A 26,178-nucleotide genomic window follows, 5' to 3' on the forward strand; every position below is an offset into this window, starting at 1 on the left:
ATGGGTCAGCTCTTGAGGAAGCCGGTTAGCAGGCCATAGCCGGTATGGTGATGCTCGTAGCGCAGGCTTAGCCGGGCGGCAGCGGCGCGGGCAGCTTCTTCCAATGCCGGATCCTCGGTCTGGGACAGATAGACCAGCCGCGTGTAGTGCGCGAAATACATGTCCTTCAAATGGGGGTGCCAGTCGAGGCCGAGCGGCTCAATCACCATGGTCTGGAAATGGCGGGCCAGGAAGTCGGTCAGATAGAAGGTGCCGGGCTCTTCCTCTGCTATCCGGTCAAAGCCGGACAGGCCTGTCAAAAAAGCATAACAATGGGCGCCGTCCAGGCGGCGGCTGCCGGTGTCTGCCAAAACCTTGTCGAGGCGGCCGCCGGTGCCGCAATCGCCATAGCCCACAAGAATGTCGTCATAGGCCTCCTTGTTCTCAAGGATGGCGCGGCGGACTTCACCCGGGATCTTCTCAGGGGTGTTGTGAAGCTGGGCGGGCAGGCAGGTCAGATCGATATGATCCAGTCCGTTGAGATCGCGCACGGCCATGATTTCCCGCGCCAGTGCGCCGCAGGCAATGACCAGCACGCGCCCGGTCTTTTGGGGCGCATCTTTATCGTGCGCGCTCTTGTCGCTCTCAATGGGAAAAAGAGGCTCGCCGTTTTGCATGCCGGGCGCCTCTTCAAACATGGCAGGGTCAGCCCTGGGATGCGAGCTGGTTGTGGCGGCGGGCAATCAGATCCTTGGCCATCTCAACGGCCACGGCCGCATCCCGGCAATAGCCGTCCGCGCCAACGGCTTCGCCGAATTCTTCGTTCAGCGGAGCGCCGCCGACAAGCACGATATAATCGTCCCGGATGCCCTTGGCCTTCATCTCGTCAATGACGACTTTCATATAGGGCATGGTGGTGGTCAAAAGCGCCGACATGCCGAGGATTTCCGGTTGATGCTCTTCCAGCGCAGCCAGATAGTTCTCGACCGGATTGTTGATGCCGATATCGATCACTTCAAAGCCAGCGCCTTCCATCATCATGGACACAAGGTTCTTGCCGATGTCGTGAATGTCGCCCTTGACGGTGCCGATCACCATCTTGCCGACCTTGGGAGCTCCGGTTTCCGCCAGCAGCGGGCGCAGAATGCCCATGCCCGCCTTCATGGCATTGGCCGACAGCAGCACTTCGGGCACAAACAGGATGCCATCACGGAAGTCGATCCCGACGATCCGCATGCCTTCCACAAGTGCCTTGGTCAGGATGTCATATGGGGCCCAGCCCCGCTCCAGCAGAATGTTGACCGCCTCGGCGATTTCATCCTGAAGTCCGTCATAAAGATCATCATGCATCTGCTCGACCAGCTCGTCATCGGACAGGGCGGCGAGATCGATGTCTTCTTCCTCGGACATGGGCAGCTCCAGCAAGGCAAAAGCGCAGAAACGCGATGAAAAAGCTTAAGCTGCAAGCCGGAAATACCGGTATCTTCAAAACGACACGGCCAGTCGTTTACGCGACAGAAGCAGGGGCGGGTGATGGAGATCCGGATGGCAAAAAAGCGGATCAGGACCCGCTCTTTCGCATGCTGGGTCTGGCGCGCCTCAGAACAGGCCTTCGATCTGGCCATTGTCGTCCAGCTTGATGTGGTTGGCTGAAGGCAGGCGCGGCAATCCCGGCATGGTCATGATTTCCCCGCAGATCACCACGATGAAACCGGCCCCTGCCGACAGACGCACTTCGCGGACAGGCAGGCTGTGGCCGGTCGGGGCTCCACGAAGCTGCGGGTCGGTCGTGAAGGAATACTGGGTCTTGGCCATGCAGACGGGCAGATGACCGAAACCGTCGGTTTCCCAGCGCTTGAGCTGATCGCGCACGGATTTGTCCGCCAGGACCTCGTCAGCTCGGTAGATCCGCTTGGCAATGGTCTCGATTTTTTCGAAGAGCGGCAGGCTGTCGTCATAGAGCGGCGCGAACTGAGAGGCTCCGCTTTCGGCAAGGGCCACAACCCGTTCCGCCAGCTCCCGGGTGCCGTTCGAGCCATTGGCCCAGTGGGTGGCCAGGACGGCGTCGGCGCCAAGTTCTGCGCAGTAATCCTTCACGGCCTGCACTTCCGCTTCCGTATCCGCCGTGAAGTGATTGATGGCGACAACAGCCGGAACGCCGAACTGTTTCACATTTTCGATATGGCGGCCGAGGTTGACGCACCCCTTGGCAACGGCGTCAACATTTTCCGTGCCCAGATCTTCCCTGGCAATGCCCCCATTCATTTTGAGGGCCTTGATGGTTGCCACGATCACCACCGCATCAGGGGAGATCCCGGCCTTGCGGCATTTGATGTCGAAGAATTTTTCAGCGCCCAGATCTGCCCCGAACCCGGCTTCAGTCACCACATAGTCCGCCAGTTTGAGCGCGGTACGGGTGGCAACAACCGAATTGCAGCCATGGGCGATGTTGGCAAAGGGCCCTCCGTGAACGAAAGCCGGGTTGTTTTCCAGGGTCTGAACGAGATTTGGCTGCAAGGCCTCTTTCAAAAGAACGGTCATGGCCCCGTCGGCCTCAAGTTCCCGCGCCCGCACAGGTGTTCGGTCATGCCGGTAAGCGACAATGATGTCGCCCAGACGCGTCTGCAGATCGTCAAGATCTGTTGCGAGGCAGAGAATGGCCATGATTTCAGATGCGACCGTGATATCGAAGCCGCCCTCGCGCGGATAGCCGTTGGACACCCCGCCCAACGAACAGACGATGGAGCGCAGGGCCCGGTCATTCATGTCCATGACCCGGCGCCAGGTCACCCGGCGCGGATCGATGCCAAGCGCATTGCCCCAATGGATGTGATTGTCGATCAGGGCAGACAGGAGATTGTGCGCGGACGTGATCGCGTGGAAGTCGCCGGTGAAATGCAGGTTGATATCTTCCATGGGCACGACCTGGGCGTGGCCCCCTCCGGCCGCACCGCCCTTCATGCCGAAGCAGGGGCCGAGAGAGGGTTCCCGCAGGCAGATCATTGCGTTCTTGCCGATCCGGTTCAGCCCGTCTCCCAGACCAACGGTGGTGGTGGTTTTGCCTTCCCCGGCCGGGGTCGGGTTGATTGCGGTGACCAGGATCAGTTTACCGGACCGGCGTCCCTCAAGGCCTTTGATGAACTCCGCCGAAACCTTGGCCTTGGTGCGTCCATAGGGCAACAGCGCCTCTTCGGGAATTTCCAGCCGGGCACCGATCTCCGCAACCGGTTTCATCTTTGCGGCGCGGGCAATTTCGATGTCGCTGGCCATACTGGTCTCCCCGGGCGCTTCCATCCAATCCGGCACCGGGCTTTCCTCAAAGCCTCGGGTATCCGTGCCGAAACGCTAAGGGAGGGCGCACCGCAGCAAATGTTCCAATTGCGACTTCAATGAGGTGAATTGCGACCGCGTCCTGTTGCAACGGGAGGGAGGATGCGGCGCTTGCGGAAGGAAAATTGTTTGAGTTGTTTGTTATTGACCTAAAGTAACTTTTGGTAAAGGCTGTATTGATTGAAATTTATACGATTATTTTTTAGGAGTGAAAAGATGGTCAAGCAGATTGACATATTGTGCATTCACGGTCTTGGAAATCACACAGACGGCACTTGGGAGGGGCGCTGGGAGGCCGCGATCAGAGATGCGTTTCCGCTGCCACCGAATGCGAGGCTGAAATTCAAGTTCGTGAATTACGATCCGATTTTTGAAGAGACAAAACTGTCCTTCCTGGAGACGATGAAAGCGCTGGTCAAACTGGGCTGGAGCGGTATTTCCTCCGGGTTCAGGCGCCGGGGCGGTCTGCTGTCCGGGGTTACGGACAGGATTCGCTGGACGGCTGGCTATGTGGTGGCCTGGTGCGCGGATGATGACTTCAAGACCAAAACCCGCGCCTTCATCCTCTCGGAGGTGGCCAAGCACAAGCCCGACATCATTCTGGCGCATAGCTTGGGGTCGCTGTTGTCCTATGACGCTTTTGCCCATGAGGATGCGCAGGCGGCGGCTGTGAAAAAGGCGCTCAAGGGCGCTGTCTATGTGACGTTCGGGTCCCAGCTCAACAACCCGTTTGTCCTGAAAAACCTGACCAACGGACGGATCGGGGCGCTGGGCGTTGAATTCTGGCACCACCTTTACAACGAGCATGATGATGTCTTCACCCGGCCGATCGTGAATATTGATGCCAGCAACTTCCGCCAAACCCTGACACCGTTCGATATTGACGGCATCGCGGACCATGCGGCTACGGAATATCTGAGCCATGAGCAGACCGTTGCCGATGTCTGGATGCCTTATGTCACGCTGCTGGGCCAGACCAAGACCCTGGTCAAATCCATGCGCGGCATGAAGACATCGCGGGCCAAGGAGCAAAAGGCGCTGCTTGTGGGCATCAACGACTATCCGAGTGCGTCGGATGCGCTGGAAGGCTGCGTCAATGACGTGTTCACAATGAGCGAAGTGCTGCAGCGTGGCGGCATGCCGGCCTCGTCCATCCGCACCTGTCTGGACGGGCGCGCGACCGCAAAGGGGATTCTGGAGCGGCTCGACTGGCTGCTGGATGATCCGAAACCGGGCGATGAACTGGTATTCTATTACAGCGGCCACGGTGCGCGCTATCCGGAATACAATGCTGAAGGGGAGCCGGATCATTTTGTCGAAACCCTGGTGCCGTGGGACTTCGACTGGAGCGCGGAAACCTCCATTGCCGATCGGCAGATCTTCGAGCTCTACAGCCAGCTGCCCTATGACTGCCGGCTGGTGATGATCTTTGACTGCTGCAATTCCGGCGGCTTGCACAAGAATGGCGGCGCCAGGATCCGTGGGGTTTCGCCACCGGATGATATCCGCCACCGGGAATTGAAATGGGATTTGAAAACCGACACCTGGGTTCCACGCGGCTTTCAGCATCTGAACGCTGCCTTCACCGATGACAAACAAGTGGCGGCGGAGTTCTTTGGGCCGGAAGGAGCGACAGAACGGATCGGCCGGGCCTCCATGTTGCGCGGCCTGACAGCCAAACAATATGAGGCGATGAAAAAGAAGGATCCGGACAAGGCCAAGGGGGCCTATCTACCGGTGATCATCGAAGCGTGCCGGGCTGAGCAATTTTCCTATGAATACCGCCACGGGGTGACAAGCCACGGCGCGTTCACGTTCAACATGGCCAAGATCCTGAGAGCGAGGAAGCGGATTTCTTTCGAAGAGCTTGTCCACGACACCCGGGACGAGTTGGCACTTTTGAAGTTTGATCAGGAGCCCTGCATTCTGGGGCCGGGCGACATTCTCAAGAGCCATGTGCCCTGGGCCAGTTGAAGGCTGATTTCTTAAGGACACAACTGCGGTCGAGAGACTGACACGGCTCTGGGCCGGATCTGTCTGTTGCCCGGATTGAAGGCTCCGGTGCGACACGGACCGCAAGAGGGGATCAGAGGCCGGTGCAGGCCTCTCCGGTTTCAGGCAGGACGGGGTCCGGCTCGTGGACATGGCACAGGCCTGCGTGCCTGTGTTATGCGTTCCGTTATGACAGATTCCGAAATCCTTGCCCGTCTTCCGGACCGATTGAAAAAAGCCCGCCGTGCTCAAGGCCTGTCTCTGGAGGCGGTTGAAAAACTGTCCGGCGTCTCCCGGTCGATGGTCAGCCAGATCGAGCGGGGTGAATCGAACCCGACCGTTGCAACGCTTTTGAACCTGACCCGGGCGCTGAATGTGGACTTCGCGGGCCTGCTCGGCGAGGAAGCTGCCGAGGACAGGGTCGAAATCCTCCATGAACATCAGACCCCGGCTCTCGACCGGGCCGGGGATGGCTGCAAGATCCGGATCCTGTCGCCGCCTCAGGACGCGGGCAAGCTGGAAGTCTATGAGCTGATTTTCACCAAAGGCGGCAAGCTGGACAGCAAGCCTCATGAGCGGGGCACCCGTGAACAGCTGATTGCTGGCGCAGGGCGGCTGGAAGTCACCTCCGGTGTTGCCAAAGGGGTGATCAACGAAGGCGATACCGCCCGCTATGCCGCCGATGTGCCCCATTGCATCGAGGCCATTGGCGGCCCGGCCCGGGCCATTCTGATGGTGGTGAAACTATAAAAAGAAAAGATGCGTCAGGCAGGAGGCGCTTTTTGAGAGACGGTGTGCCTTCTCAGGGGGCAGGGTCTATTTCCGTCATATTGGATTTGCTCTCTTTTGCAGCTGCTTAAATTCCGGTATAATGGAAAAAATATCCAGTTTGCCGGAGTGATGGCCGTGTCCCATGCCTTTCTGTCCCAAATTACTGCAACGCTCCAAGAGATTGAGGCCGAGGGCCTTTTCAAGCAGGAGCGGCTGATCACCTCGCCCCAGGGCGGGTGGATCAAGGTTGGCGGGCGCGAGCTCATCAATCTGTGCGCCAACAATTATCTCGGCCTTGCCGATGATCCCGCTCTTGAAGAGGCGGCAAGAAGTGCCCTGTCCCCCAAAGGTTTCGGTATGGCGTCCGTGCGCTTTATCTGCGGCACCCAGGACATTCACCGCCAGCTGGAACAGCGTCTTGCTGGCTTTCTCGGTAAGGATGATGCCATTCTGTTTGCAGCCTGTTTTGATGCCAATGGCGGCCTGTTCGAGCCGCTTTTGGGTCCGGAGGACGCGATCATATCGGACGAGCTCAATCACGCCTCGATCATTGACGGCATCCGCCTGTGCAAGGCCAAGCGGTACCGTTATGCCAATTCCGATATGGCAGATCTGGAGGCCAAGCTGAAAGAGGCGCGGGCGGCTGGCACCCGGCATATCATGATTGCGACAGATGGCGTTTTTTCCATGGATGGCTACCTGGCGAAGCTTCCGGAGATTACCGCCCTGGCCAAAACCTATGACGCGGTTGTGATGGTGGATGACTGCCATGCCACCGGTTTCATGGGACCAAAGGGGGAGGGCACGCCTGCCCATTTCGGCGTTGATGTGGATATTCTCACCGGTACGCTGGGCAAGGCGCTGGGTGGCGGCATTGGCGGTTACATTGCAGGCCCTCAGCCGGTTGTCGATCTGCTGCGCCAGCGGGCGCGGCCCTATCTCTTTTCCAACTCTCTGCCGCCCGCCATTGTCATGAGCGGTCTTGAGGCCATCCGGCTGGTGGAAGAAGGCGATGGGCTGCGACAGCGCCTGTTTGACAATTCCCGCTATTGGCGGGCCGGACTGGAAGCGCTCGGCTTCAGCCTTCTCCCGGGGGAACACCCGATCATCCCCGTCATGCTGGGGGAGGCAAAACTGGCCCAGGCGATGGCAGCAGCCTTGTTTGAAGAGGGGGTCTATGTCTCCGGTTTCTTCTTTCCCGTTGTGCCACGCGGCCAGGCCCGCATCCGCACTCAGATGAATGCAGCATTGAGCCAGGCGGATCTGGACCGGGCGCTCTCCGCTTTTGAAAAAGCAGGCAAGAACACGGGGGTTCTGTCATGAGCAGCAATCAGATGAAGGCCCTTAGCAAGCTGGAGCCCAGGGAGGGCCTTTGGATCACCCGGGCCCCGGTGCCGGAGATCGGGCCGGATGATGTTCTGATCAAGATCCACAAGACCGGCATTTGCGGTACGGATATCCATATCTGGAACTGGGACGAGTGGGCCGCCAGAACGGTTCCGGTGCCGCTGATCACCGGCCATGAATTCGCCGGCGAGATTGTAGAACTTGGCCGCAATGTGAGCGAATTCGCCATCGGCCAACGCTGCTCTGGCGAAGGGCATCTGATTGGCAAACAGTCCCGCCAGTCCCGGGCGGGCAAGTTTCACCTGGACCCGGAAACACGGGGCATTGGCGTGAACGAGCCGGGCGCTTTTGCCGAATATCTGCGCCTGCCCGCCTTCAATGTGGTGCCGCTGCCCGATGACATAGATGACGAAATCGGGACCATTCTCGATCCGCTCGGCAATGCGGTGCACACGGCGCTGAGTTTTGATCTGGTTGGCGAGGATGTGTTGATCACGGGCGCCGGGCCGATTGGAATCATGGCGGCGGCGGTCGCCCGGCATGCTGGGGCCCGCAACGTGGTCATCACCGATATCAACCAGGCCCGCCTGGATTTGGCAACCCGGGTTACCGATGTGGTCCCTGTCAATGTGGCCGAGGCGGATCTGAAAAGCGTTGAGCACAGCCTTGGCATGCGAGAAGGATTTGATGTTGGCCTTGAAATGTCGGGCAATCAGGCCGCGCTGGATCAGATGGTGGAACATCTTGTCATGGGCGGCCGGATCGCACTTCTGGGCATCCCGCCGGGCAAATCGCCCGTCGACTGGTCCCAGATCGTCTTCAAGGCGATCACCTTGAAAGGGGTCTATGGCCGGGAGATTTTCGAAACCTGGTACAAGATGATCGCCATGCTGCAGAACGGTCTCAATGTGCGCAGCGTGATCACCCACCGGTTTGATGTGGAGGATTTCGAGAGCGGGTTTGCCGCGATGAAGTCGGGCGAGGCGGGCAAGGTGGTGCTGACCTGGTCTGGCTGACCGGCAGGGCCGTCTTGTCAGCTAAAGGCAAGCTGGCGGAAGAAATTGCCTTTCGAACTGGCGCGCAGCTCGTGAAAAAACTGTTCAATCACCGGTTCTGAAACCTTGATTGGTGAGGGGCCGTAATCCTTGTATTTGTCTGACAGGGCCTTGTTGACCGCATTTGAGAAATTCACGAAATCAATATGCTCAGTCGGAAACCCGTCCGCTGCCGATTTCACGCGGGTGCGAATTTCCGCATCATTGGCAATCGTCATGGCCGTGATAGCCGTGCCATGCTCCCTGGCCAGCCTGCGATAGGCTTTGGAGAGGTCCTCAATGAAACTGGCGGAGACCGTATCGCAGACATATTTTGTGAGAACCTGCAAAAACTCGATTTCCCAGTCGGAATCCGCACGCTTGATCTGGGGCGCGCAGGTTTTGCGCAGGACATCGAAACACAGGAACCGCAGCACGGACATGGCAAAGAAGTCCTTGTTCGCGCCGACAAAGGGTTGTCTGCGGTGGATCTGGCCGCAGGCTTCATAATTCGAGCGGTAAATGTCGAAGAGATCCTGGGAGACGGCCAGAAAGTCGAACACCGCGGCGATGTCCGTTTGCGTGAGACTGCCGCCCTTCAGCTCCGCCGCATTCAAAAGCCCCTTTCGGGCAAGCTCCATCGCCCGCTGTCCGGCAGCCATGCAAATATGCGGTCCGCTCAGTTTGGGCCAGGACTTCAGAGCAGTAGACGCCATTGGGTTCCTCCAAAAGGGAAGAATAGCCGCATTTGGCGGGCCTGGATTTGATCAAACGCAATATGTCAGTGCAGAAATGTGCGCCCTGGATGACCGGCGGCCTAAGCTTCAGGCGGGACGGATGCCGTCCGGTTCTCCCAAGCTCGCTTGAGATTGCTATGGGCCCGCTGGACGTTGAGGTTCCCGCAGCCAGCCATTTTCAAAGTCAAGGTCTGTGCAGCCGCTGAACCGGGCCACCCGGTCCAGCTCGGCCTGCAGGCGGGCAAGGCGTCCCTTGCCCGGCCGCACCCCTGGTTCGGGCCAGAAGGCGCGCACCTGCAGCCGGTCTGCGCTCCGTTCTGCCTTCATGTCGATGCGCCCGATCAGCCGTTCTCCCTCCAGAATGGGAAAAACGTAATAGCCATATTGCCGCTTGGGTTCGGGCACGAAAACCTCGATCCGGTAGAAAAATCCAAACAGGCGTTCAGCACGCTTGCGGTCGCGCAGGGCCGGATCGAAGGGAGACAAGACCCGCACTCGGGATGTGGCTTCCGGGAGGCTGTCAAGCGCGTCGAGCGTATGCGGATCGCAAAGCACCTTTCGCAGCGCGCCGTTGCTGCATTCAATCTCCGCTTCAATCAGTTCTCTGCTGCGCAGCGCCTGCTGGCACCAGGTCTTGGCCTCCTGCGGGGCAATCAGATCCCAAAAGGCTGCCAGTTCGCCTGACGTGGCAAAGCCGAGCCGGCCGAGAGCGGACCTGGCGGCCCAGTCAATGGTCTCTTGCAGATCGTGCTGCCGTGTGCGGTGCTCGGCCGGAATGACACGCTCGGTCAGGTCATACACCTTGTGAAAGCCATTGCGCCGGCAAACGGACAACGCACCGGTCCGCCACAGATATTCCAGGGCGGTTTTGGACGGATGCCAGTCCCACCAGCCGCCGGAGCTGCGCTTTTCCTCTTTCCCCACCGTGGCAGAGGTTACGGGGCCATGATCACTGACCTGTTGCAGAACCTCATCGAGTTTTTGTTCAAATTCATTCCGGCGCCATTTGCGCCACCGGCCAAGCAGTTTGGCGCGGTCCCGCTCAAACCGCAGGTGCCAGTGGGGAAAGAACCGCGTTGGGATCACGGCCGCATCATGGGTCCAGTGCTCAAACAGCAGCCGGTCCCGCTCCAGTAGGGGTTTCAGGTTCTTCTCCCGGTAGGCCGGGCGCCGGGCGGACAGGATCATGTGATGCGCCCGCGAGACGGTGTTGATGCTGTCAACCTGCACGAAGCCGAGCCGGTCGACAAGGTCTGCAAGATCGGCGCCTTTGCCGCTGCCTTTTGGCGCAGCGCAAAGCCCGTGTCTGTGAAGAAAGAGGCGCCGCGCCAGTGCATTCGACACCCTGGGGGGGGAGGCAGTCATGCGACCACCTTATACCAACCTGAATAGATAGAAACCCATCTGATGGCGCTGGTCCGGATTGGCCGGCAAGGAGCGTTGTGCAGGACGGCCTGGTTGGCCGTTCAAGCGGCGCAACGCAGTCCGGCGGGCCGGAGCAGGCCACCGAGGCCGTGTTTGAGGACTGTTCAGCTGCGTCCCAGGTTTTGAACGATAAACCATATCGCCCTGCAACCTGCTCCTTGCCGAACAGTCCCCAAACACGGTCAGATCGGTTCCTAGCTATTGAGGTTGGTATTAAGGGATTTCCAAGGCTTGTGAAAAGATTGATTGCCCCAGAGGCAAGGGGGGCGCCACGATGATACCCGTTAAAAGAGAGAGTTCCGGCGCTTGCATTCACGATAAGTGAAAAAGACGAAAGTTTAATTGTTTAGCCACAACTTAAACGAAAATCAGATGGATGCACGAATGAAAATCAAGTAAATTATTTGTTGAAAATAATTTTTAATTGTAAAAAATGCCAGTCTTTCACAGAGTTGGCAGAAAAGGTGAAAAACGAACTGGTGCGAAGATGCGTAAGGAAAGCAAAATCTATCTTATCAGGCTGAAATGCATAGCAATTTTTCTTCTCTTCGCGCTGGGAGGTGCCTCTCATGCCGAGGTGAAAGAATGCACCGATGCAACGGTGAATGGGTCGAGCCTCTGGTTTCCTGTCTCCATGCGCGACGGATCTTCAGAGAGCCTGATGGGGGTGTTTCCGGATCTTGCCAGATCCATTTTTCAGGAACTGGATGTTGCCGTGACGGTTGGGCGCAGTGTGCCCTGGAAACGGCTTTTTGTTCTGTTGGACCAGGGGGACATTGACGTGGTGGCAGGAGCCTACCGGACCCGGGAGCGGCTGGAAAAATATGAGCTGTCTTATCCGGTCATGGCGGAAGATGTCGCGGTCTTTGTGCGCGCCAGCCTGGCGCGTGAGCCGTCAGGTCTCAAGGATCTGGAGGGGCTGCATGGCATGGCCCCCTTCGGAGCCTCCTTCGGGGAGGGCTTTGAGCAATATCTGTCAGAGAATCTGACTATCCGGCGGGTGCCATTTGAAGACTTCCTGACCAACATGCGTCTGGTAGCTGAAGACAAGATTGACTATCTGATTGTGGCGCGCCGCGAAGGGCAGCGGATGATCGAGCAGCTTGGGGTGGAAGGTCAGGTTGTCGAAATGCCCTGGGCCGCGACCGTGAACACCTTGCATTTCATGTTCTCCAAAGCCTCACCCTGTGTGGATCTTCTGGACCGGTTCAACGCGGTCCTGAAACAGCGGGTTGAATCTGGTGAGATCCGTGACCTTCTGGAAGCCTATCGCGCCGGCGAAGTCAAAATGGACTGATCCTCAGACATGGCGGCTGCCAGACTCTACTCTTCATGATCAGTCCTTTACCCCGGGCTCTGCCTTTTGCCCTCTGCCATCGGGGCGTCCAGCTGACCACTCAAGCCTTAGGGGTCAGCTTTTATTTCGCAATGAGCCGCATCGGCGAGGCCGGGCTGTGGCCGGTGCCGGATTTGGCATTGGCCCACTGATAGGATTGCCGTTCTTCCGTCGGGGTGCACAGGAACCGCTCCCGGTAGCATTTGGTGAAATGGGAGGTGGAGGCAAAGCCGCAGGCAAGCGCCACATCCAGCACCGGGCGGCTGGTCCGGCGCAACAGGTCGCGTGCGGTTTCCAGGCGCAGGCGCAGATAATATTGCCCCGGTGTGCAGTTGAAATGGCGTCGGAAAAGCCGCTCCAGCTGGCGCGGCGACAGGCTCACTGTCATGGCAAGCTGCTGGCAGCTGAGCGGGTCTTCGATATGCAGGTCCATGATCCGGATCGCGTCAAGGATCTTGGCGTTGGAAATGCCGGTGCGGGCTTCAATATCGTGCCGCTGGGCGGATTCGCCGGAGCGCATATTCTGATAAAGCGCGACTTCCGCCACCTCATGGGCCAGATAGGCACCGTGCTGAATGGCGATCAGGCGCAGCATCATGTCGAGGGATGCCAGCCCGCCTGCGCAGGTGATGCAGTTGCGGTCAATGGCAAAGAGGTCGGAGGTCACGTCCACATTCGGAAATTCCTCGCGCAAGGAGCGCAGGTTCTCCCAATGGATCGTGCAGCGGCGGCCATCAAGCAGGTTGTAGCGCGCCAGAAGATAGGCCCCGGTGCAGATGGCGCCGAAGGTGCGGCCCATCGCATTCAGGCGGCGCAGCTTGTTGCCGAGATCTGCGTCGAGGGGCAGTCTTTCCACGTCGATTCCGGAACACAATAGAGTAATATCGGCGTCATTAAAGTCTTTGATAGATTTATTGACGGACACCGCGCAGCCGTTGCTCGCGGTAACCGAATTTCCATCGAGGGAAAAAGTTGTCCATGTGTAATAGTCGCGGCCAAGCAACCGGTTTGCTAGGCGCAGAGGTTCGATCACGCTCGCAAATGCATTCATGGAAAACCGGTCCATGAGCACAAATGCTATGGATTGGCCTGTTTCTTCGTGTGCGCGTCCGGACATTTACTTTGCCTCATTGGAAGGAAATATTGCACAAATTTTTCTTATTGCAGTAATTGTTCCCGTTTTTATTTGGCTGTCAAATAGAAAACGAGACTAGTACAGATAATTTCCAAAAGTGTCATAAATAGGCAGATGCACGGTCTTTCACCAGTGTGCCAGAATGGGATGTCCGGCCCTGCGGTCTCTCCGCAGACCTGCGGAAGGGCTGTTGTCATCTTGTTGTTTTTAAAAGGCTATTTTGTCTAAGTTTGCAAAATATATTTGGCGATCATTGGCGTGTGGGGCGGTTTGATCCCGAACCCGGAGCGCGCCAGGGATTTGCTCGCCAAGGCCCTTGGGTGCGGGCTGTCTTTGGGGTGATCTCCCAAGGCAGGTCAGGTTCTTTGCCGGTGCAGGGAAATTTGGGATGTTTTTTTGCAAATTCGCGGATTTGTGGGTCTGCGTTGCTTCACCTCAAAGCGCTTGTGGAGTACATCAGGTACTCTTGATCCAAGATTTTAGACCTACGGACCCTGACTGAGATGAACGTTCTTGCCAAACCCGCCGATCTGGAAGCCGCCGCACCGGCTGGCGCTTTCGTGGAAGAAGTGACGGCTGTTCAGCACTATACCGACCGGCTGTTCCGCTTCCGGATGACGCGCCCGGCAAGCTTCCGCTTCCGCTCCGGCGAATTTGTCATGATTGGCCTGATGATTGATGGCAAACCGCTCTACAGGGCCTATTCTATCGCCAGCCCGTCCTGGGACGAGGAACTGGAATTCTTCTCCATCAAGGTGCCGGACGGCCCGTTGACCTCGCATCTGCAGAAGATCCAGCCGGGGGATGCGGTTCTGATGAAGAAAAAGCCGACCGGCACCCTGGTCAATGATGCGCTTATTCCGGGCAAGCGGGTCTATATGTTCTCCACCGGCACGGGCATTGCGCCTTTTGCCAGCCTGATCCGCGATCCGGACACGTATGAGAAATTCGATCAGGTGATTCTGACCCATACCTGCCGGGAAGTGGCTGAACTGAAATATGGTGAGGATCTGGTCGAGGAAACTCTGAATGACCCGCTGATCGGGGAGTTGGCCAGGGACAAGCTGGTCCACTACACATCCGTTACCCGCGAGGACTTTCCGCGCATCGGCCGGATCACGGACCTGATCCAGTCCGGCAAGTTGTTCGAAGACCTGGGCGTCCCGCCACTCGACCCGGCTGTCGACCGAGGCATGATCTGCGGGTCCATGGACATGATCAAGGACACCAAGACCCTGCTGGAACAGGCAGGCTTGAGCGAAGGGGCCAACAACAAGCCTGCAGAATTCGTTGTTGAACGGGCCTTTGTCGGCTGACGGCCCACGCGGGCCCTTCCGTCAATTTCGGTGGGCAGCTTCCGGCGCCCCATAGCGTGTCACGTCTTCAGGGATCCAAACCATTTTGCCTTTGCATCGACATTTTTGATGTGAGGCAGAGGCAGGCAAATCCGATGAAACGCGATGTGCGTCAGTTGCTGCTCAGACATGTGAGCGACAGGATCATGGCCTTCTGGCCAAGCGCATTATAGTCTGCCATGTCGAAGCCTGGATCTGCCTGAATGGCAGTTTGCGCCTTTTTGTCTTTGAGGAGATAGGCGATGGCCAATTCCATCTGCTGTTCGTTCATAACGGCTGCGTTGCCTTTGTAAAAACACTTGCACACCCTTGCTTTTTTCGTTTGCAGGCAGAAATTCATAAATCTCTGCTTCTGCTCATGCGTCGGGGCATCTGCCCAAGACGGGCCGGTGAAGGCCGCAGACACCAGCAGAGCAAGGACGACGGGCGCGAGAGTCCTGAAGTTCATCATTGTTTCCGGTTGTTTTCCAGAGAAGTGGCAGTGCGGATCCTTTCTATGCCATCCGCGTGCAGAACCTGCAATCTGAAATCATGGGTTTGGGGAGCTGCTTCCGGTTTTCCAAATGACCGGCTAAGCCGCTTTGACGGCGGACGGGGAGGGCTCTCGCCCAGCAAACTGTCCTCCAGTGTGGTAATCCACATTTGTTGTGCTGCATTTCTTCTTTTGTCTGGAGAATTTCTTTAAACTGCAGGACTGACAAATGCGGCGCTGAAGGAAAACAAGGGCATGAGATTTGAACGCCCGACCGGATTGATGTTTCACCATTTCCATGGGGGCGGTCATCCTGTGGCGCAAGGAAGCATCAGTGCCGCAGAATTCGGAGATCTGCTCGATTTTATCCAGACCGGCCACGAGATTCTGAATGCAAAAGCATGGTTGGAGCGGGCGCAGCAGCGAACATTGACCCCCCATGAGGTCTGCATCACCTTCGATGATGCGCTGGCCTGTCAATATGACATTGCCTTGCCGGTTCTTCGGGACAGAGGGCTTACTGCATTCTGGTTTGTCTACACGTCGATTTTGAGCGGCGGTGTTGAGCCTCTGGAAATCTACCGGCTGTTCCGTACAACGGGGTTCCCGGATATCAGTGCGTTTTATGAAGCATTCTTCAGCCGCGCCGCCGATGAATTTGCCGGTGCTTATCAAAGCGCCCAGGCGGTTTTCGATGCTTCTGACTATCTCAAGCAGGCAAGCTTCTACACCCGCGAGGACCGATGGTTTCGTTTTCTGCGCGATCAGGTCCTTCGGGATGCCGACTATCAGAGGCTCATGGAGGGGTTGATGGAAGAGGCGGCTTTTTCCGTTGAAGAGGCTGCACGGCACTTGTGGCTGACCCCGGCACAGGTCAATGAGCTGGACGCTGATGGCCACATCATCGGGCTTCACTCCCACACTCATCCAACCACCATGGCCAAACTTCCAGTCGCACATCAGCGCCGCGAATACGAGGCAAATGCGGCAGGGTTGGAGAGACTGCTGGGACGCAAGGTGGACACTGTTTCCCATCCCTGCAATTCTTACGGTCCCGAAACCTTGGGTATCTTGAAGGGCCTTGGGGTGAAAGTTGGCTTCCGGGCCGATATTGTGGCTGTTGAAAGCCGGTCTATGCTGGAATTTGACCGCGAAGACCATGCCAATATTATGAAAGAGATGACCGCTGCTTCGGGAGCAAAGATCGCAAGCGAAGCAGGCTAGTCATTGATAGGGTGCGATGGGGCGGAGTGTTCCTGTCTCTTTCGGAAGGTTTCTCACTGAAAAGATGACCGATTCCGGGCCACAGACTTTCAGAGGCCTGTAAAATCACGTTTAGTTCCAACAGAGACAAAGATCAGCGAATCGCGCTCAGGAGCGGGTCAGGCTTTCAAGCGGGCGGCGCGAAGCTTCGGGGCGCGGGGCCATCTGCTTGACGTCGAACAGGGCCATAAAATGATGGATGAGGTTTTGGACATTCCGCCATTTTCGATGGCCCGGGCCGAAAAAGCGGCCTTGATGTGTGAGACCCTCAACGCCCTGACGCAGCACCACTACGCCCATTGCAGCCGATACAAGCAGATTGTGGACGCGCTCTTTGGCGGCCCTCGGCTGGTTACGGCTCTCGAAGATGTGCCGTTTTTGCCCGTAAGTGCCTTCAAGCGCTTTCGGCTGCAAAGCATTCCGGAGGATCAGGCGTTCAAAACCATGCGCTCCTCCGGCACGAGTGGCCAGGCGCCATCTCAGATCGTTCTCGACAAACAGACGGCCAATCTCCAGACAAAAGGCCTGACACGCACTTTGCAGCCGGTTCTGGGGGGGCGCCGTTTGCCGATGCTGGTGATCGACACACGCTCAGCGCTTGGTGCAAGCGGGGCGTTTTCGGCGCGCGGTGCGGCGATCCGGGGATTTTCCATGTTCGGGCGCAATCCGGTTTTCGCTCTGGACGACGATTTGCAGCCCGATGCGGAGACAATCGCCGCCTTCTTTGAGACCCATCGGCACAAGCCCGTTCTTGTCTTCGGTTTCACCTTCCTGATCTGGTCCAGCCTCTGCGAGGCTCTGGCGGCCGAGGGGCGGACAATCGACATGTCCAATGCGATTGTTCTTCACGGAGGTGGCTGGAAAAAGCTAATGAAAATAGCTGTTTCAGCAAAAGACTTCAAGCAACGCTTGAAGGAGCAGTTCGGGGTTGCCCGGGTTTACGACTATTATGGGATGGTCGAACAGACCGGGTCGATCTATGTGGAGTGTGAAGAAGGGCACCTGCATAGCAGCGTTTTCAATGATGTCCTGATCAGGGATCCGGTGACCCTTGAAACCCTGGGCCCCGGCGCGGAGGGTCTGATCCAGACCCTGTCCGTTTTCCCGCATTCCTATCCGGGACATTCTCTTTTGACAGAGGACAGGGGTGTGCTCCTCGGCGAGGATGATTGTCCTTGCGGGCGGAAAGGCAAATATCTGAAGGTTCTGGGCCGCGTGGCAGCGGCCGAGGTCAGGGGGTGCAGTGACACACTTTGATCCAGGTATGACGTTGCACAGGCGGGCGGGCGCCGCTTGCCCGGAGGCCGTCCTTCAGGCCGGTCCGTTGCCGGTGTTCGATGACGCGGTTCTGGCCATGCTGGCGGATCTGTCACGGCAGCTGATGGCGCCCGATATGCGGGCCTTTCCTGCCGTTGTCAGTCTCGGGTTTTTCTGCCGCCCGGGCCATTTGAACCGTCTGGCAACTGAAGCGCGCGCGCAGGATGTCTACCGTCTGGGGCGCGGCGTGTCCCTGCACTATGCGCCGTCAAATGTGCCGCTCAATTTCTGCTATTCCCTGATTGCGGGGCTGTTGTCGGGAAACAGCTGCCTCATCCGGCTGTCGGACAAAGCCTCGGTTGAGGCGGACAAGGTGCTGGACGCTTTGGACCGGGTGCTGTCGGCTCAGGAACATCACCCGATCCGGGACCGGTTGTTTCTGTTCCAGGCCCCCCATGGGGAGGGGCTGAACAAGGCTTTGGCGGGGGTCTGTGATGTCCGGGTCATCTGGGGCGGTGATGCGACCGTCACGACCATCCGCAAGGCGCCGCTGAAACCGCAAGCGTTTGATGTCACCTTCGCCGACCGTTATTCGATCTGTCTTGTTGCCAGCCAGGCCTATCTGGAGGAGAGCGAGGCCGGGCGCGTGGCGGCCGCGTTTTTCAACGATACGTTTGTGTTCGACCAGAATGCCTGTTCCTCGCCGAAAGCGGTGTTCTGGGTGGGCCCGAAAGACGTGACGCTAAAGGCCAAGACCAGGTTCTGGACGGTTTTGCATGATCTGATGGCAGAGCGGGAATACCGGTGCCCTGAAGGGGCTGCGGCAACGAAGCTGATGACAGTTGCCAGCCTTGCCGTTGACGGTCATCAGCCGGAGCTTGAGATCTGCCGCAAGACAGGAAACTTTGTGGTTCAGGCCGCGCCGGAGCAATTGTGCGATCCAACCTATGTCACCGGCAGCGGGTTTTTCCTGCAGGCGGATGTGGACCAGCTCAGCGATCTGCCGGACATGCGGCATCCGAAATTGCAGACGGTCACCTATTTCGGTTTCGACGGTGCGGAGCTTGCGCCGCTTCTGGTGCAACCCTCCCTGAAAATCAGGGCCGACCGCGTGGTTAAAATGGGCACCGCAACGGCCTTCGAGCTTGTGTGGGATGGCTATGACCTGATCAGCCACATGTCCCGCCGGGTGGCCATACACTAACACTGCGCCGAGGCATTCAGCGCTTTAATACAGGACTTAACATGTCAGAGAATATCGAAAAATACATCAAGTGCTTTCAGGACGCCTTTCCTGTGGCCAAGGAGGATCTGGATGGGCTGAAATATCAGGACATTCCCGAGTGGGACAGCATTGGCCACATGAATCTGGTGGCCGCTCTGGAAGAAGAATTCGGGATTGAAATGGATATTGACGATATCACGGATATTTCCGACTTCCAGAAGGGCAAGGAAGTGCTGTCACGATACGAAATCACGGTTTGAGCAGCGCTGATGGCCTTGAGTTTTGATATTTCAGGGATCAAGGAATGCCAGCAAAACCGGCATCCGATCCTGTTTCTGGACAAGGTGGTGGATGTGGAACCGGGCGCTTGCGCGACCGGGATCAAGGCCTTCAGCTACAATGAATGGTTCTTTCCCGCCCACTACGAAGACGAGCCGTCCGTTCCGGGGTTCATCATGATTGAAACCATGGTGCAGACCTTCATCATGACGTTTTTGACCTTGCCCGAACACAAGGGCAGCAAGACCAATTTCCTCAACCTGAACAATGCCAGTTTCCGGCGCCAGCTGGTCCCGGGCGACACGCTTGTGGTGCGCGCCACGCTTGAGAGCCTGAAGCGGGGCATCGCGCGGGGCCGGGCAGAGGCGCATGTGGGCGAGGAATTCGCCTGTTGCGCCGATTTTGTCGTGTCGATCCGCTCGGCGACGGACGCCATCTTCAAGAAAATGCGGGAGAAGCATTCTTGATCCGGGTCGCTGACTATGTGTTCGACTTTCTGGCCGCGCAGGGCGCCCGCCACATCTTTCTGGTGACCGGGCGGGGGGCTCTGTTTCTCTCTGATGCGGTGGCAAAGAACGAAGCGCTTGTTCCCATCTGTCCCCATCACGAACAGGCGGCGGCTTTTGCAGCGGTTGCCTATGCGGCAGCTTCGGGCCGTCCCGGTGTCTGCCTGACCTCCACCGGATGTGCCTCGACCAATGCGCTGACCGGAGTGTTGACGGCCTGGCAGGACGGGATCCCGTGCTTTTTCATCTCCGGCCAGAACACGCTTGCGGAGACCACGCGCCACACGGGAGAGCCGATCCGGACTTATGGCCAGCAGGAAGCCGATATTGTTGAGATCGTCTCACCGGTGACCAAACACGCGGCCTTCATCAGCGATCCCGGCCGGATCCGCTACGAACTGGAAAAGACGGCCGCTCTGGCACAGCAAGGCCGTCCGGGGCCGGTCTGGATCGACATTCCCCTTGATGTTCAAAACATGCGGATCGATCCTGAGGACCTGGAGGGATACCGGTCTGAAACAGCCAGATCGGCCCATCCAGACGCCGGAGATATGGCGTTTTTGAAGCAGAAGCTGGAGGCGGCCGAACGCCCTGTGCTCCTGATTGGCGGGGGCGCGAAACTCGACGGCGGTGCCGAGATCGTCAAGCGGTTGGCTGAAGCGGCCGATATTCCGGTGACCTACACATCTGCTGCTGTGGATGCCTATGGGGCCGGCCACAGCCACTCCATCGGCTCGGTTGGCGTCATGGGATGTTCGCGGGCCGGGGCCTTCGCGGTCCAGAATGCGGATTTCCTGCTGGTGCTCGGCTCCCGCCTGCCGTCGTCGGTTCTGGGCGCGGATGTTGAAAAATTCGCGCGGGCTGCGGAAATCGTGGCCGTTGACGAAACCACGGCGGAATATGAGCGGCACAAGGATCTGTTTGCCAGGGTGATCCCCCAAAGACCGGCGCCGGTGCTGGAACAGCTTGTGACGCTGGAACTGGAGCCCAAGACGCAATGGCTGTCCAAATGCCAGCACTGGAAGGCGTTCTTTGAGGGCCTCGATCAATGGCAGGATGACGGGGCCGCCATTGATCTGCACAATCTGGCAAATGTACTGTCGGCGGTGCTGCCGGAAGAGGCCAATTTCATCTGTGATTCCGGGTTCATTGATGTCATTCTGCCCACGAATATCCGTTTCTCACAGGGCCAGAACTGTCTTCACCCGGTTTATCAGGGGGCCATGGGATTTGCCTTGCCCGCGGCGGTGGGGGCATTTGCTGCAACAGAAAAACCGACAGTTGCCGTGATCGGGGACGGGTCTGTGATGATGAATTTGCAGGAGCTGCAAACCATCGCCCATCACGGATTTCCGGTGAAGCTCATTGTGGTGAATAATAATGGCTATGCCATCATCAAGCGCCGCCAGAACGAGTTGTTCCGCAAACGCACCATCGGCACCGATCTGTCGAACGGTGTCAGCGTTCCGGATTTTGGGAAAGTTGCTGCCGGGTTCGGCATTGAGCATGTTCTCCTGCAGGACTTGTCAACGCTTGAGACCCGGCTGCACAGCCTGCTGCGGGCGCCCGGGCCCATGCTGATTGAGATCGGTGGACTGGCTGATCAGGTTTATCTTGAGGTGGCGTTTGCCAAGAACCAGGACCGGAAATTTGTCCGCCGGCCCCTGGAGGATCAGTTTCCCTTTCTGGAACGCGAGACATTCTTGCGGGAAATGATTGTTCCTGTGATCGACCAGTAAACAGAGAGAGGCACAAGCTCTTGACCCAGACCCATGTGCCGGCCCCGGCGAGCGGGACCGCGCCCTATATCGTGGCCGAACTGAACACCAGCCATTTCGGCAAGACCGATCTCGCCCGGGACATGATCACGTCCTGCAAGAACATGGGCGTGGACTGCGTCAAGTTTCAGTCCTGGACGGAAGACAGCCTTTATGCATCGTCCTATTTCAAGCAGAACCCGATCGCCAAACGGTTCTTTAAGAAATATTCCATGGGTCCGGACGAGCTGAAGGAACTGGCAACATTCTGCCACGGGATTGGGATCGGGTTTGCCTCCACACCCTATTCAACAGATGAGGTGGATTTTCTCGTCGAGGAATGCGGGGCGGCCTTTGTCAAAATCGCGTCGATGGATCTGAACAACCTTCCATATCTGGAGTATATCGCGCGCAAGAATGTCTACACGATCCTGTCGACCGGCATGGGCAGTTTGGAGGAAATCGAACAGGCGGTGGGCGTGTTTGAGGCACAGCAGACATCCGGTGGCCTGTGTCTGCTGCATTGCGTGTCCCTTTACCCGTGCCCGCCGGAGGCTTGCAATCTGAACAACATTTCCTTGTTCAATGAGCGGTTTCCCGGGATCGATATCGGCTATTCCGATCACACCAAGGGCCCGGAAGCGGCCATTGCCGCCGTCGCGCTGGGGGCGCAGGTGATCGAAAAACACTTCACGCTCGACAGCAGCCAGATTGGTATGGACAACCAGATGGCCACAGAGCCGGATGCGTTTGCCCAGATGGTGACCTTCTGCCGGAGCGCGGCCCAGGCACTGGGCAGCCGGGACAGGGTGCTGACGGAAGACGAAATTGCACAGCGGCAGGTGATGCGGCGCAGCGCCGTCGCGCTCAGGGATCTTGCGGAAGGCGAGGTGGTGAGCGCGGACGATATCGTCTTCAAACGTCCCGGGACCGGACTGGCACCGGACCGGATCGCGTCTTTCCTCGGCAAGCCGCTCCTGACCGCCCTTGGCGAAGGGGAGGTTCTGACCGAGGCGCATGTCCAGCCTGTGGAAGGGAAATCGTGACACGGCGGGCAAGACCGGGCGCCTTTGCGCCCGAATTCCGCTCGATATAAGGGACTTTGGCCGGAATGTTTGATCTTCAAAGATTTGCCGGACGGGTCGCGCTGCACACAGAAACCGGCCAGACGATCCGCTATGAGGAGCTGATTGCGTCCGGCGAAGCCCTGTCCGCGCATTTGGAGACGTCCGGCGCACAGCTCGTGATCTGTCTGTGCGACACCAGCGCCGGTTGCCTTGCCGGCTATCTGGCCTTTCTGGAGACAGGCACCGTGCCGGTGATGTTGAGCGCCACAATTGAGCCTCCGGTTCTCAAAGGCTATGTGGATGCGTACCGCCCGCGTCATATCTGGTGTCCGGCCTCCTATGCGGCCGGGCTTGAGGGCTATCTTCCGGCCTTTGAAAGCGAAGGCTATCGGCTGTTGACACGGCGCGGCGGCGACAGCGTGGCCTGTCATCCGGATCTGGCGCTTCTGGCCACAACGTCAGGGTCCACGGGAAGCCGGAAGCTGGTCCGCCAAAGCCGCCAGAACCTTTTGGAAAACACCGCCGCCATCATCGAAAGCCTTCACCTTGAAGCTGATCTGTCAGCTGTCACGACCCTGCCGATGAATTACACATTCGGCCTCTCGGTCCTGCACACCCATCTTGCCGTTGGATCGACCCTTCATCTCACCAACCACGCGGTCGTCCAGCGGCCCTTCTGGGACCTCGTGAAAGACCGGTCTGTGAGATGCCTTTACGGTGTGCCGTTCACCTTCGATTTGCTGAAGAAGTTCAAGATCAGCCGGCAGGACCTGCCGGATCTGAGGCTTCTGGCCCAGGCAGGGGGAAAATTGCAGCCGGATACGAGCGCCTATTTTCTGGATTGGTGCCAGACCACCGGGAAACGGTTCTTCATCATGTATGGCCAGGCGGAGGCGACAACCCGCATCAGCTGTTTTTGCGTGAATGACTTTCCGCACAAGATCGCCAGTGCAGGCAAGGCCTTGCAAGGGGGCAGGCTTCAGGTGGACGCCGGGCGCGGACCGGAAATGAGGGCGGAGACAGAAGCAGAGCCGAGGCCGGACATGAGCGCGGTGGCCAGCCCTTCCGGAGAGATCCTCTATCAGGGCCCCAATGTCGCCATGGGCTATGCTCTTGGCGCCGAAGATCTTGCCCGGGACGACGACTGGCAGGGCACGCTCCGGACAGGGGATCTGGGCTATCTGGACGCGGACGGATTTCTGTTCATCACGGGCCGCAAGAAACGCTTTGCGAAACTCTATGGCCACAGTCTTTCCCTGGATGACATTGAAACGATCCTGACCCGTGAATTGGCCTTTCCGGCGGCTTGTATCTGTGTGGAGGACCGCCTGATTGTCTTTCATGAACCGGCGGATCAGGCACAAGCGGTGAGGGGCCAACTGGCCGCAAGGCTAAAGCTTCAGACACGGGACCTTGTCTTCAAGGAGATTGCCATGCTCCCCAGAACGGACAGCGGCAAGGTGGCCTATGGTGAGCTGCAAAGTCTTGAGGAGGGGGGGCGAGGGTGAAGGCCCGTAGAACCAGGAGCCTGACGGCATTGAAACGACTAATCACTTGCCAAGACCGCTTGATATGGTCGCCCAAGCGGGGCTGAAAGTGCCGATCTGTTGAGATGCAGCAAGCTTGATGGGCTTTGGAGACTTTGTATAACCGGTTTTGAAGAGGCTTAAATGTTGGAAAGTGGATTCTCGTCATTGCAAGCTAGGGATAAAAGGCTGATATTTTTGAGATCCTAGAATTCGATCATTCCGAACAGAAAAGCAATCCGCATGAGTGAGGCAACCAGACAAGAGCACTGGGACCAGTCGTACCTACGCAAAGAGAACCACTATTTCTATCCTCATGAAGAGATAGTTCGCCTTTTCTCACATCGCGTGGCGCGCAGGGTCGGACCAAACGAAACGACATATCTCGATGGGTTTACCGCCGGAATGCGGGCATTCGATTTTGGATGCGGCATGGGGCGTTATGTGAAGATGTTCCATGAATTTGGCTTTGAAGGCTATGGAATAGATCACTCATCAGAGGCAATCGAGGCGGGAAGAAAATGGCTCGGGTCGGCTGGCATTTCGGATGTTGAAAAGAAGTTGAAACAGGCGGATGGGAGAAAGTTGCCTTTTGATGACAATTTTTTCGACCTGGCATTTTCAACGGGCGTGCTGGATTCAATGAAATTTGAGATTGCTCAGGAGTGTATGCCCGAAATTCACCGGGTGGTGAAACCAGGAGCTATGGTTTTTCTTGACTTGATCAGCAACGAGGATAGTGATCTAGATCCAGGATTTTGCGGCGAAGTGACAGTTAGTAAAAAGACCGAATTTGGAACCATACAAAACTACTATGATCGTATAAAAATAGAAAAACTTTTAGAAGGAAGAGTTAAAATTCTCGAAATGGTGCATGTAAGGCGCGATATTATCTTGACGAAAACTTATGCGAGCCGATACTATCTTGTAGGTGTTTTTAATTGATGGGTCATGCGCAAGAAGCCAGCTTCAATCTATCCGAAGAGAATAGAGCTGCTATCGAGCGCATTGCTGCTTCAAACCGAGGCTGGAGAGCCCTCTAACTTGTTTCTTTGATGCAATTCCAGATACAAATAGGTGCCTATATTGCTGGAATTGTTCTCGTTAGCCTCTCCGGCAGCTGCCTGCCAGAGAAGTGGTGGTCCGGAAATGGTGTCAAAACCTCAAGTATCTCGAAGAGTTCTTAGACTTGATGAGCTGGATCTCTTTCGTGATTTTGTTGCGGAAAACTATTCGGTAGACCATAGCTATGTGAGAAGTCCCGAACTTTTACGCCACTTCTTTGAAGATGAGAGTGGTCTTAATATTTACGGCGCATTCTTGCAAGATGAGCTTGTTGGAGTGTGGCCCTTTCTTTATTATAATATAGGGCGCAAACATGCAGCTGGATGCTTATTTTTGTTTAAGCCCGTTGAGGGCGTTCCTTTTTTAGGTCAAGCTTCAATGAAGTTATTTTTGGAAGATCTTAAGGTAGAGGCTTTTTTTACAGCAGGAATAATTGAGAGGCTGTTGCCGTTTTATAGACGGGTCGGTCATGTATGTTCTCAGTATAAACAATTCTATTGGCGACCTGAATATTGGGAGAGCGACGAAAGAATTGGCGCTGGTGGACAAATAAAGAAGATTGACCCGAATGATGAAACGTTTCTCAACGATTTGAAGCAAGCTTTCCCGCAATCAGACTTCTTGCCTGAGAAAGATTTTTGGTACTTTAAAAAAACATATATCGAAAATTTATCTCAAAAATTCGAGACGTTTAGTGGTTTAACATTGGGAAGGCGAATTTTGTTCGCAACCGCGATCTACTCTACGCCTATCGGAAAAATTCTTAGGCTTTATGATTATTTTGGTAACCTTATCGATTTCCCTATTGTTCTTTCGTTTTTAAAAAACAAAGCGATGGTTGAGGAATGCCGTCACGTGGATGTGATGGTTTCTGGGATGGATGATGAAGTCTTCCTTCACGCCGGTTTCCGCTTCCTGGATCCAGATCAGTCTGAAGCCATAGTTCCCAACAATTTTTTTCCTTTTGAGGAAAAAAACTCCAAGGTATTTTGCGGTGTTCGGATGAATGTTTCTGGCTCCGAAGAAAAGCCTGTCGTCCTTTTTAAAGGAGCTGGAGATCAGATTGTTCCCCGGCATATCCATGGATGGGCACTAGAGAATCGGGCGGGATAAGGGAACCCCTCACGATTCTCTTATCTCGCCCGATGCTCAAGCCGAAAGTTGCAGCTGGAATCTTTGCCTTCAGTAAACCGAATAGTCTTTTTAACTGATTGCAAACAGCAACAAATTGTGAGCGTCCGTTGAACCCGACCTGCCGCTTTTCGATTTGGTGCGTTAAGTGTCCGCTTAATTAAATGGACATTTAAGGGCCCTTAATGA

General features: G+C 56.8%; 23 protein-coding genes. 16 read left to right on the top strand and 7 right to left on the bottom strand.

From position 1 onward, the window contains the following. Nucleotides 1–5: 5 nt before the first annotated feature. The 3 genes from ACXAIC_RS22090 to ACXAIC_RS22100 all read right to left on the bottom strand — a co-directional run bounded on the left by ACXAIC_RS22090 (nt 6) and on the right by ACXAIC_RS22100 (nt 3,249). Nucleotides 6–677 (bottom strand): DUF1638 domain-containing protein, encoded by a 672-nt coding sequence (locus tag ACXAIC_RS22090; RefSeq protein WP_475185719.1) that lies wholly within the window; start codon nt 675–677, stop codon nt 6–8. 7 nt (nt 678–684) lie between these two features. Further along, a complete protein-coding gene (locus ACXAIC_RS22095) occupies nt 685–1,389 on the bottom strand; it encodes a corrinoid protein (protein WP_475185723.1) in 705 nt (234 codons plus the stop codon). Nucleotides 1,390–1,578: 189 nt separating this feature from the next. Beyond that, a complete protein-coding gene (locus ACXAIC_RS22100) occupies nt 1,579–3,249 on the bottom strand; it encodes a formate--tetrahydrofolate ligase (RefSeq protein ID WP_475185728.1) in 1,671 nt (556 codons plus the stop codon). Between the two features lie 276 nt (nt 3,250–3,525). Here ACXAIC_RS22100 and ACXAIC_RS22105 point away from each other — a divergent pair, with 276 nt between their 5' ends. From ACXAIC_RS22105 to tdh, 4 genes are all read left to right on the top strand, one after another. After that, nucleotides 3,526–5,283 (top strand): caspase family protein, encoded by a 1,758-nt coding sequence (locus ACXAIC_RS22105; protein WP_475185731.1) that lies wholly within the window; start codon nt 3,526–3,528, stop codon nt 5,281–5,283. 207 nt (nt 5,284–5,490) lie between these two features. After that, the gene (locus ACXAIC_RS22110; RefSeq protein ID WP_475185734.1) at nt 5,491–6,051 is read left to right on the top strand and encodes a helix-turn-helix domain-containing protein; all 561 of its coding nucleotides are present in this window, start codon (nt 5,491–5,493) and stop codon (nt 6,049–6,051) included. A 156-nt stretch (nt 6,052–6,207) separates the two neighbouring features. Then, the gene (locus tag ACXAIC_RS22115) at nt 6,208–7,395 is read left to right on the top strand and encodes a glycine C-acetyltransferase (RefSeq protein ID WP_475185737.1); all 1,188 of its coding nucleotides are present in this window, start codon (nt 6,208–6,210) and stop codon (nt 7,393–7,395) included. Beyond that, nucleotides 7,392–8,435: an L-threonine 3-dehydrogenase gene (gene tdh, locus ACXAIC_RS22120; RefSeq protein ID WP_475185740.1), complete on the top strand. Its 1,044-nt coding sequence runs from the start codon at nt 7,392–7,394 to the stop codon at nt 8,433–8,435. Before ACXAIC_RS22115 ends, tdh begins: the two co-directional genes overlap by 4 nt. A gap of 17 nt (nt 8,436–8,452) precedes the next feature. Here the strand turns inward: tdh and ACXAIC_RS22125 are convergent, their stop codons facing one another. Together ACXAIC_RS22125 and ACXAIC_RS22130 are read right to left on the bottom strand one after the other, a co-directional pair. Then, nucleotides 8,453–9,169 (bottom strand): hypothetical protein, encoded by a 717-nt coding sequence (locus tag ACXAIC_RS22125; protein ID WP_475185744.1) that lies wholly within the window; start codon nt 9,167–9,169, stop codon nt 8,453–8,455. A gap of 156 nt (nt 9,170–9,325) precedes the next feature. Next, nucleotides 9,326–10,555 carry a winged helix-turn-helix domain-containing protein gene (locus ACXAIC_RS22130; protein ID WP_475185749.1) on the bottom strand — a complete coding sequence of 410 codons (1,230 nt, stop codon included), beginning with the start codon at nt 10,553–10,555 and terminating at the stop codon, nt 9,326–9,328. Nucleotides 10,556–11,102: 547 nt separating this feature from the next. On the opposite strand from ACXAIC_RS22130, the gene ACXAIC_RS22135 reads away from it, so the two are divergent. Next, nucleotides 11,103–11,912, top strand: a complete 810-nt coding sequence (locus ACXAIC_RS22135) for a substrate-binding periplasmic protein (RefSeq protein WP_475185753.1) — start codon at nt 11,103–11,105, stop codon at nt 11,910–11,912. A gap of 121 nt (nt 11,913–12,033) precedes the next feature. Here the strand turns inward: ACXAIC_RS22135 and ACXAIC_RS22140 are convergent, their stop codons facing one another. Further along, a complete protein-coding gene (locus ACXAIC_RS22140) occupies nt 12,034–13,068 on the bottom strand; it encodes a GlxA family transcriptional regulator (RefSeq protein WP_475185756.1) in 1,035 nt (344 codons plus the stop codon). 521 nt (nt 13,069–13,589) lie between these two features. Here ACXAIC_RS22140 and ACXAIC_RS22145 point away from each other — a divergent pair. Then, a complete protein-coding gene (locus ACXAIC_RS22145) occupies nt 13,590–14,402 on the top strand; it encodes a ferredoxin--NADP reductase (protein ID WP_475185759.1) in 813 nt (270 codons plus the stop codon). A gap of 151 nt (nt 14,403–14,553) precedes the next feature. On the opposite strand, the gene ACXAIC_RS22150 is transcribed toward ACXAIC_RS22145, so the two are convergent. Then, the gene (locus ACXAIC_RS22150; protein WP_475185763.1) at nt 14,554–14,712 is read right to left on the bottom strand and encodes a hypothetical protein; all 159 of its coding nucleotides are present in this window, start codon (nt 14,710–14,712) and stop codon (nt 14,554–14,556) included. A 456-nt stretch (nt 14,713–15,168) separates the two neighbouring features. On the opposite strand from ACXAIC_RS22150, the gene ACXAIC_RS22155 reads away from it, so the two are divergent. The 10 genes from ACXAIC_RS22155 to ACXAIC_RS22200 all read left to right on the top strand — a co-directional run bounded on the left by ACXAIC_RS22155 (nt 15,169) and on the right by ACXAIC_RS22200 (nt 25,971). After that, on the top strand, nt 15,169–16,137 hold the full coding sequence (locus ACXAIC_RS22155) for a polysaccharide deacetylase family protein (RefSeq protein ID WP_475185767.1): 969 nt from the start codon (nt 15,169–15,171) through the stop codon (nt 16,135–16,137). Nucleotides 16,138–16,368: 231 nt separating this feature from the next. After that, a complete protein-coding gene (locus tag ACXAIC_RS22160) occupies nt 16,369–17,433 on the top strand; it encodes a LuxE/PaaK family acyltransferase (RefSeq protein ID WP_475185773.1) in 1,065 nt (354 codons plus the stop codon). A gap of 7 nt (nt 17,434–17,440) precedes the next feature. After that, on the top strand, nt 17,441–18,637 hold the full coding sequence (locus ACXAIC_RS22165) for an acyl-CoA reductase (protein ID WP_475185777.1): 1,197 nt from the start codon (nt 17,441–17,443) through the stop codon (nt 18,635–18,637). Nucleotides 18,638–18,678: 41 nt separating this feature from the next. Beyond that, entirely contained in the window at nt 18,679–18,918 is a 240-nt protein-coding gene (locus tag ACXAIC_RS22170) for a phosphopantetheine-binding protein (protein WP_475185782.1), read from the top strand. 9 nt (nt 18,919–18,927) lie between these two features. After that, on the top strand, nt 18,928–19,404 hold the full coding sequence (locus ACXAIC_RS22175) for a 3-hydroxyacyl-ACP dehydratase FabZ family protein (protein WP_475185786.1): 477 nt from the start codon (nt 18,928–18,930) through the stop codon (nt 19,402–19,404). Next, nucleotides 19,401–21,182 carry a thiamine pyrophosphate-binding protein gene (locus ACXAIC_RS22180; RefSeq protein ID WP_475185790.1) on the top strand — a complete coding sequence of 594 codons (1,782 nt, stop codon included), beginning with the start codon at nt 19,401–19,403 and terminating at the stop codon, nt 21,180–21,182. The genes ACXAIC_RS22175 and ACXAIC_RS22180 overlap by 4 nt, the downstream gene beginning before the upstream one ends. Nucleotides 21,183–21,202: 20 nt before the next feature. After that, the gene (locus ACXAIC_RS22185; protein WP_475185795.1) at nt 21,203–22,246 is read left to right on the top strand and encodes an N-acetylneuraminate synthase family protein; all 1,044 of its coding nucleotides are present in this window, start codon (nt 21,203–21,205) and stop codon (nt 22,244–22,246) included. A 65-nt stretch (nt 22,247–22,311) separates the two neighbouring features. Next, a complete protein-coding gene (locus ACXAIC_RS22190; RefSeq protein ID WP_475185797.1) occupies nt 22,312–23,775 on the top strand; it encodes an AMP-binding protein in 1,464 nt (487 codons plus the stop codon). A gap of 261 nt (nt 23,776–24,036) precedes the next feature. Further along, nucleotides 24,037–24,738: a class I SAM-dependent methyltransferase gene (locus ACXAIC_RS22195; RefSeq protein WP_475185801.1), complete on the top strand. Its 702-nt coding sequence runs from the start codon at nt 24,037–24,039 to the stop codon at nt 24,736–24,738. Nucleotides 24,739–24,879: 141 nt separating this feature from the next. Further along, nucleotides 24,880–25,971, top strand: a complete 1,092-nt coding sequence (locus ACXAIC_RS22200; protein WP_475185806.1) for a hypothetical protein — start codon at nt 24,880–24,882, stop codon at nt 25,969–25,971. Nucleotides 25,972–26,178 lie beyond the last annotated feature (207 nt).

This window comes from Roseibium sp. AWQ4_254, assembly GCF_056161025.1.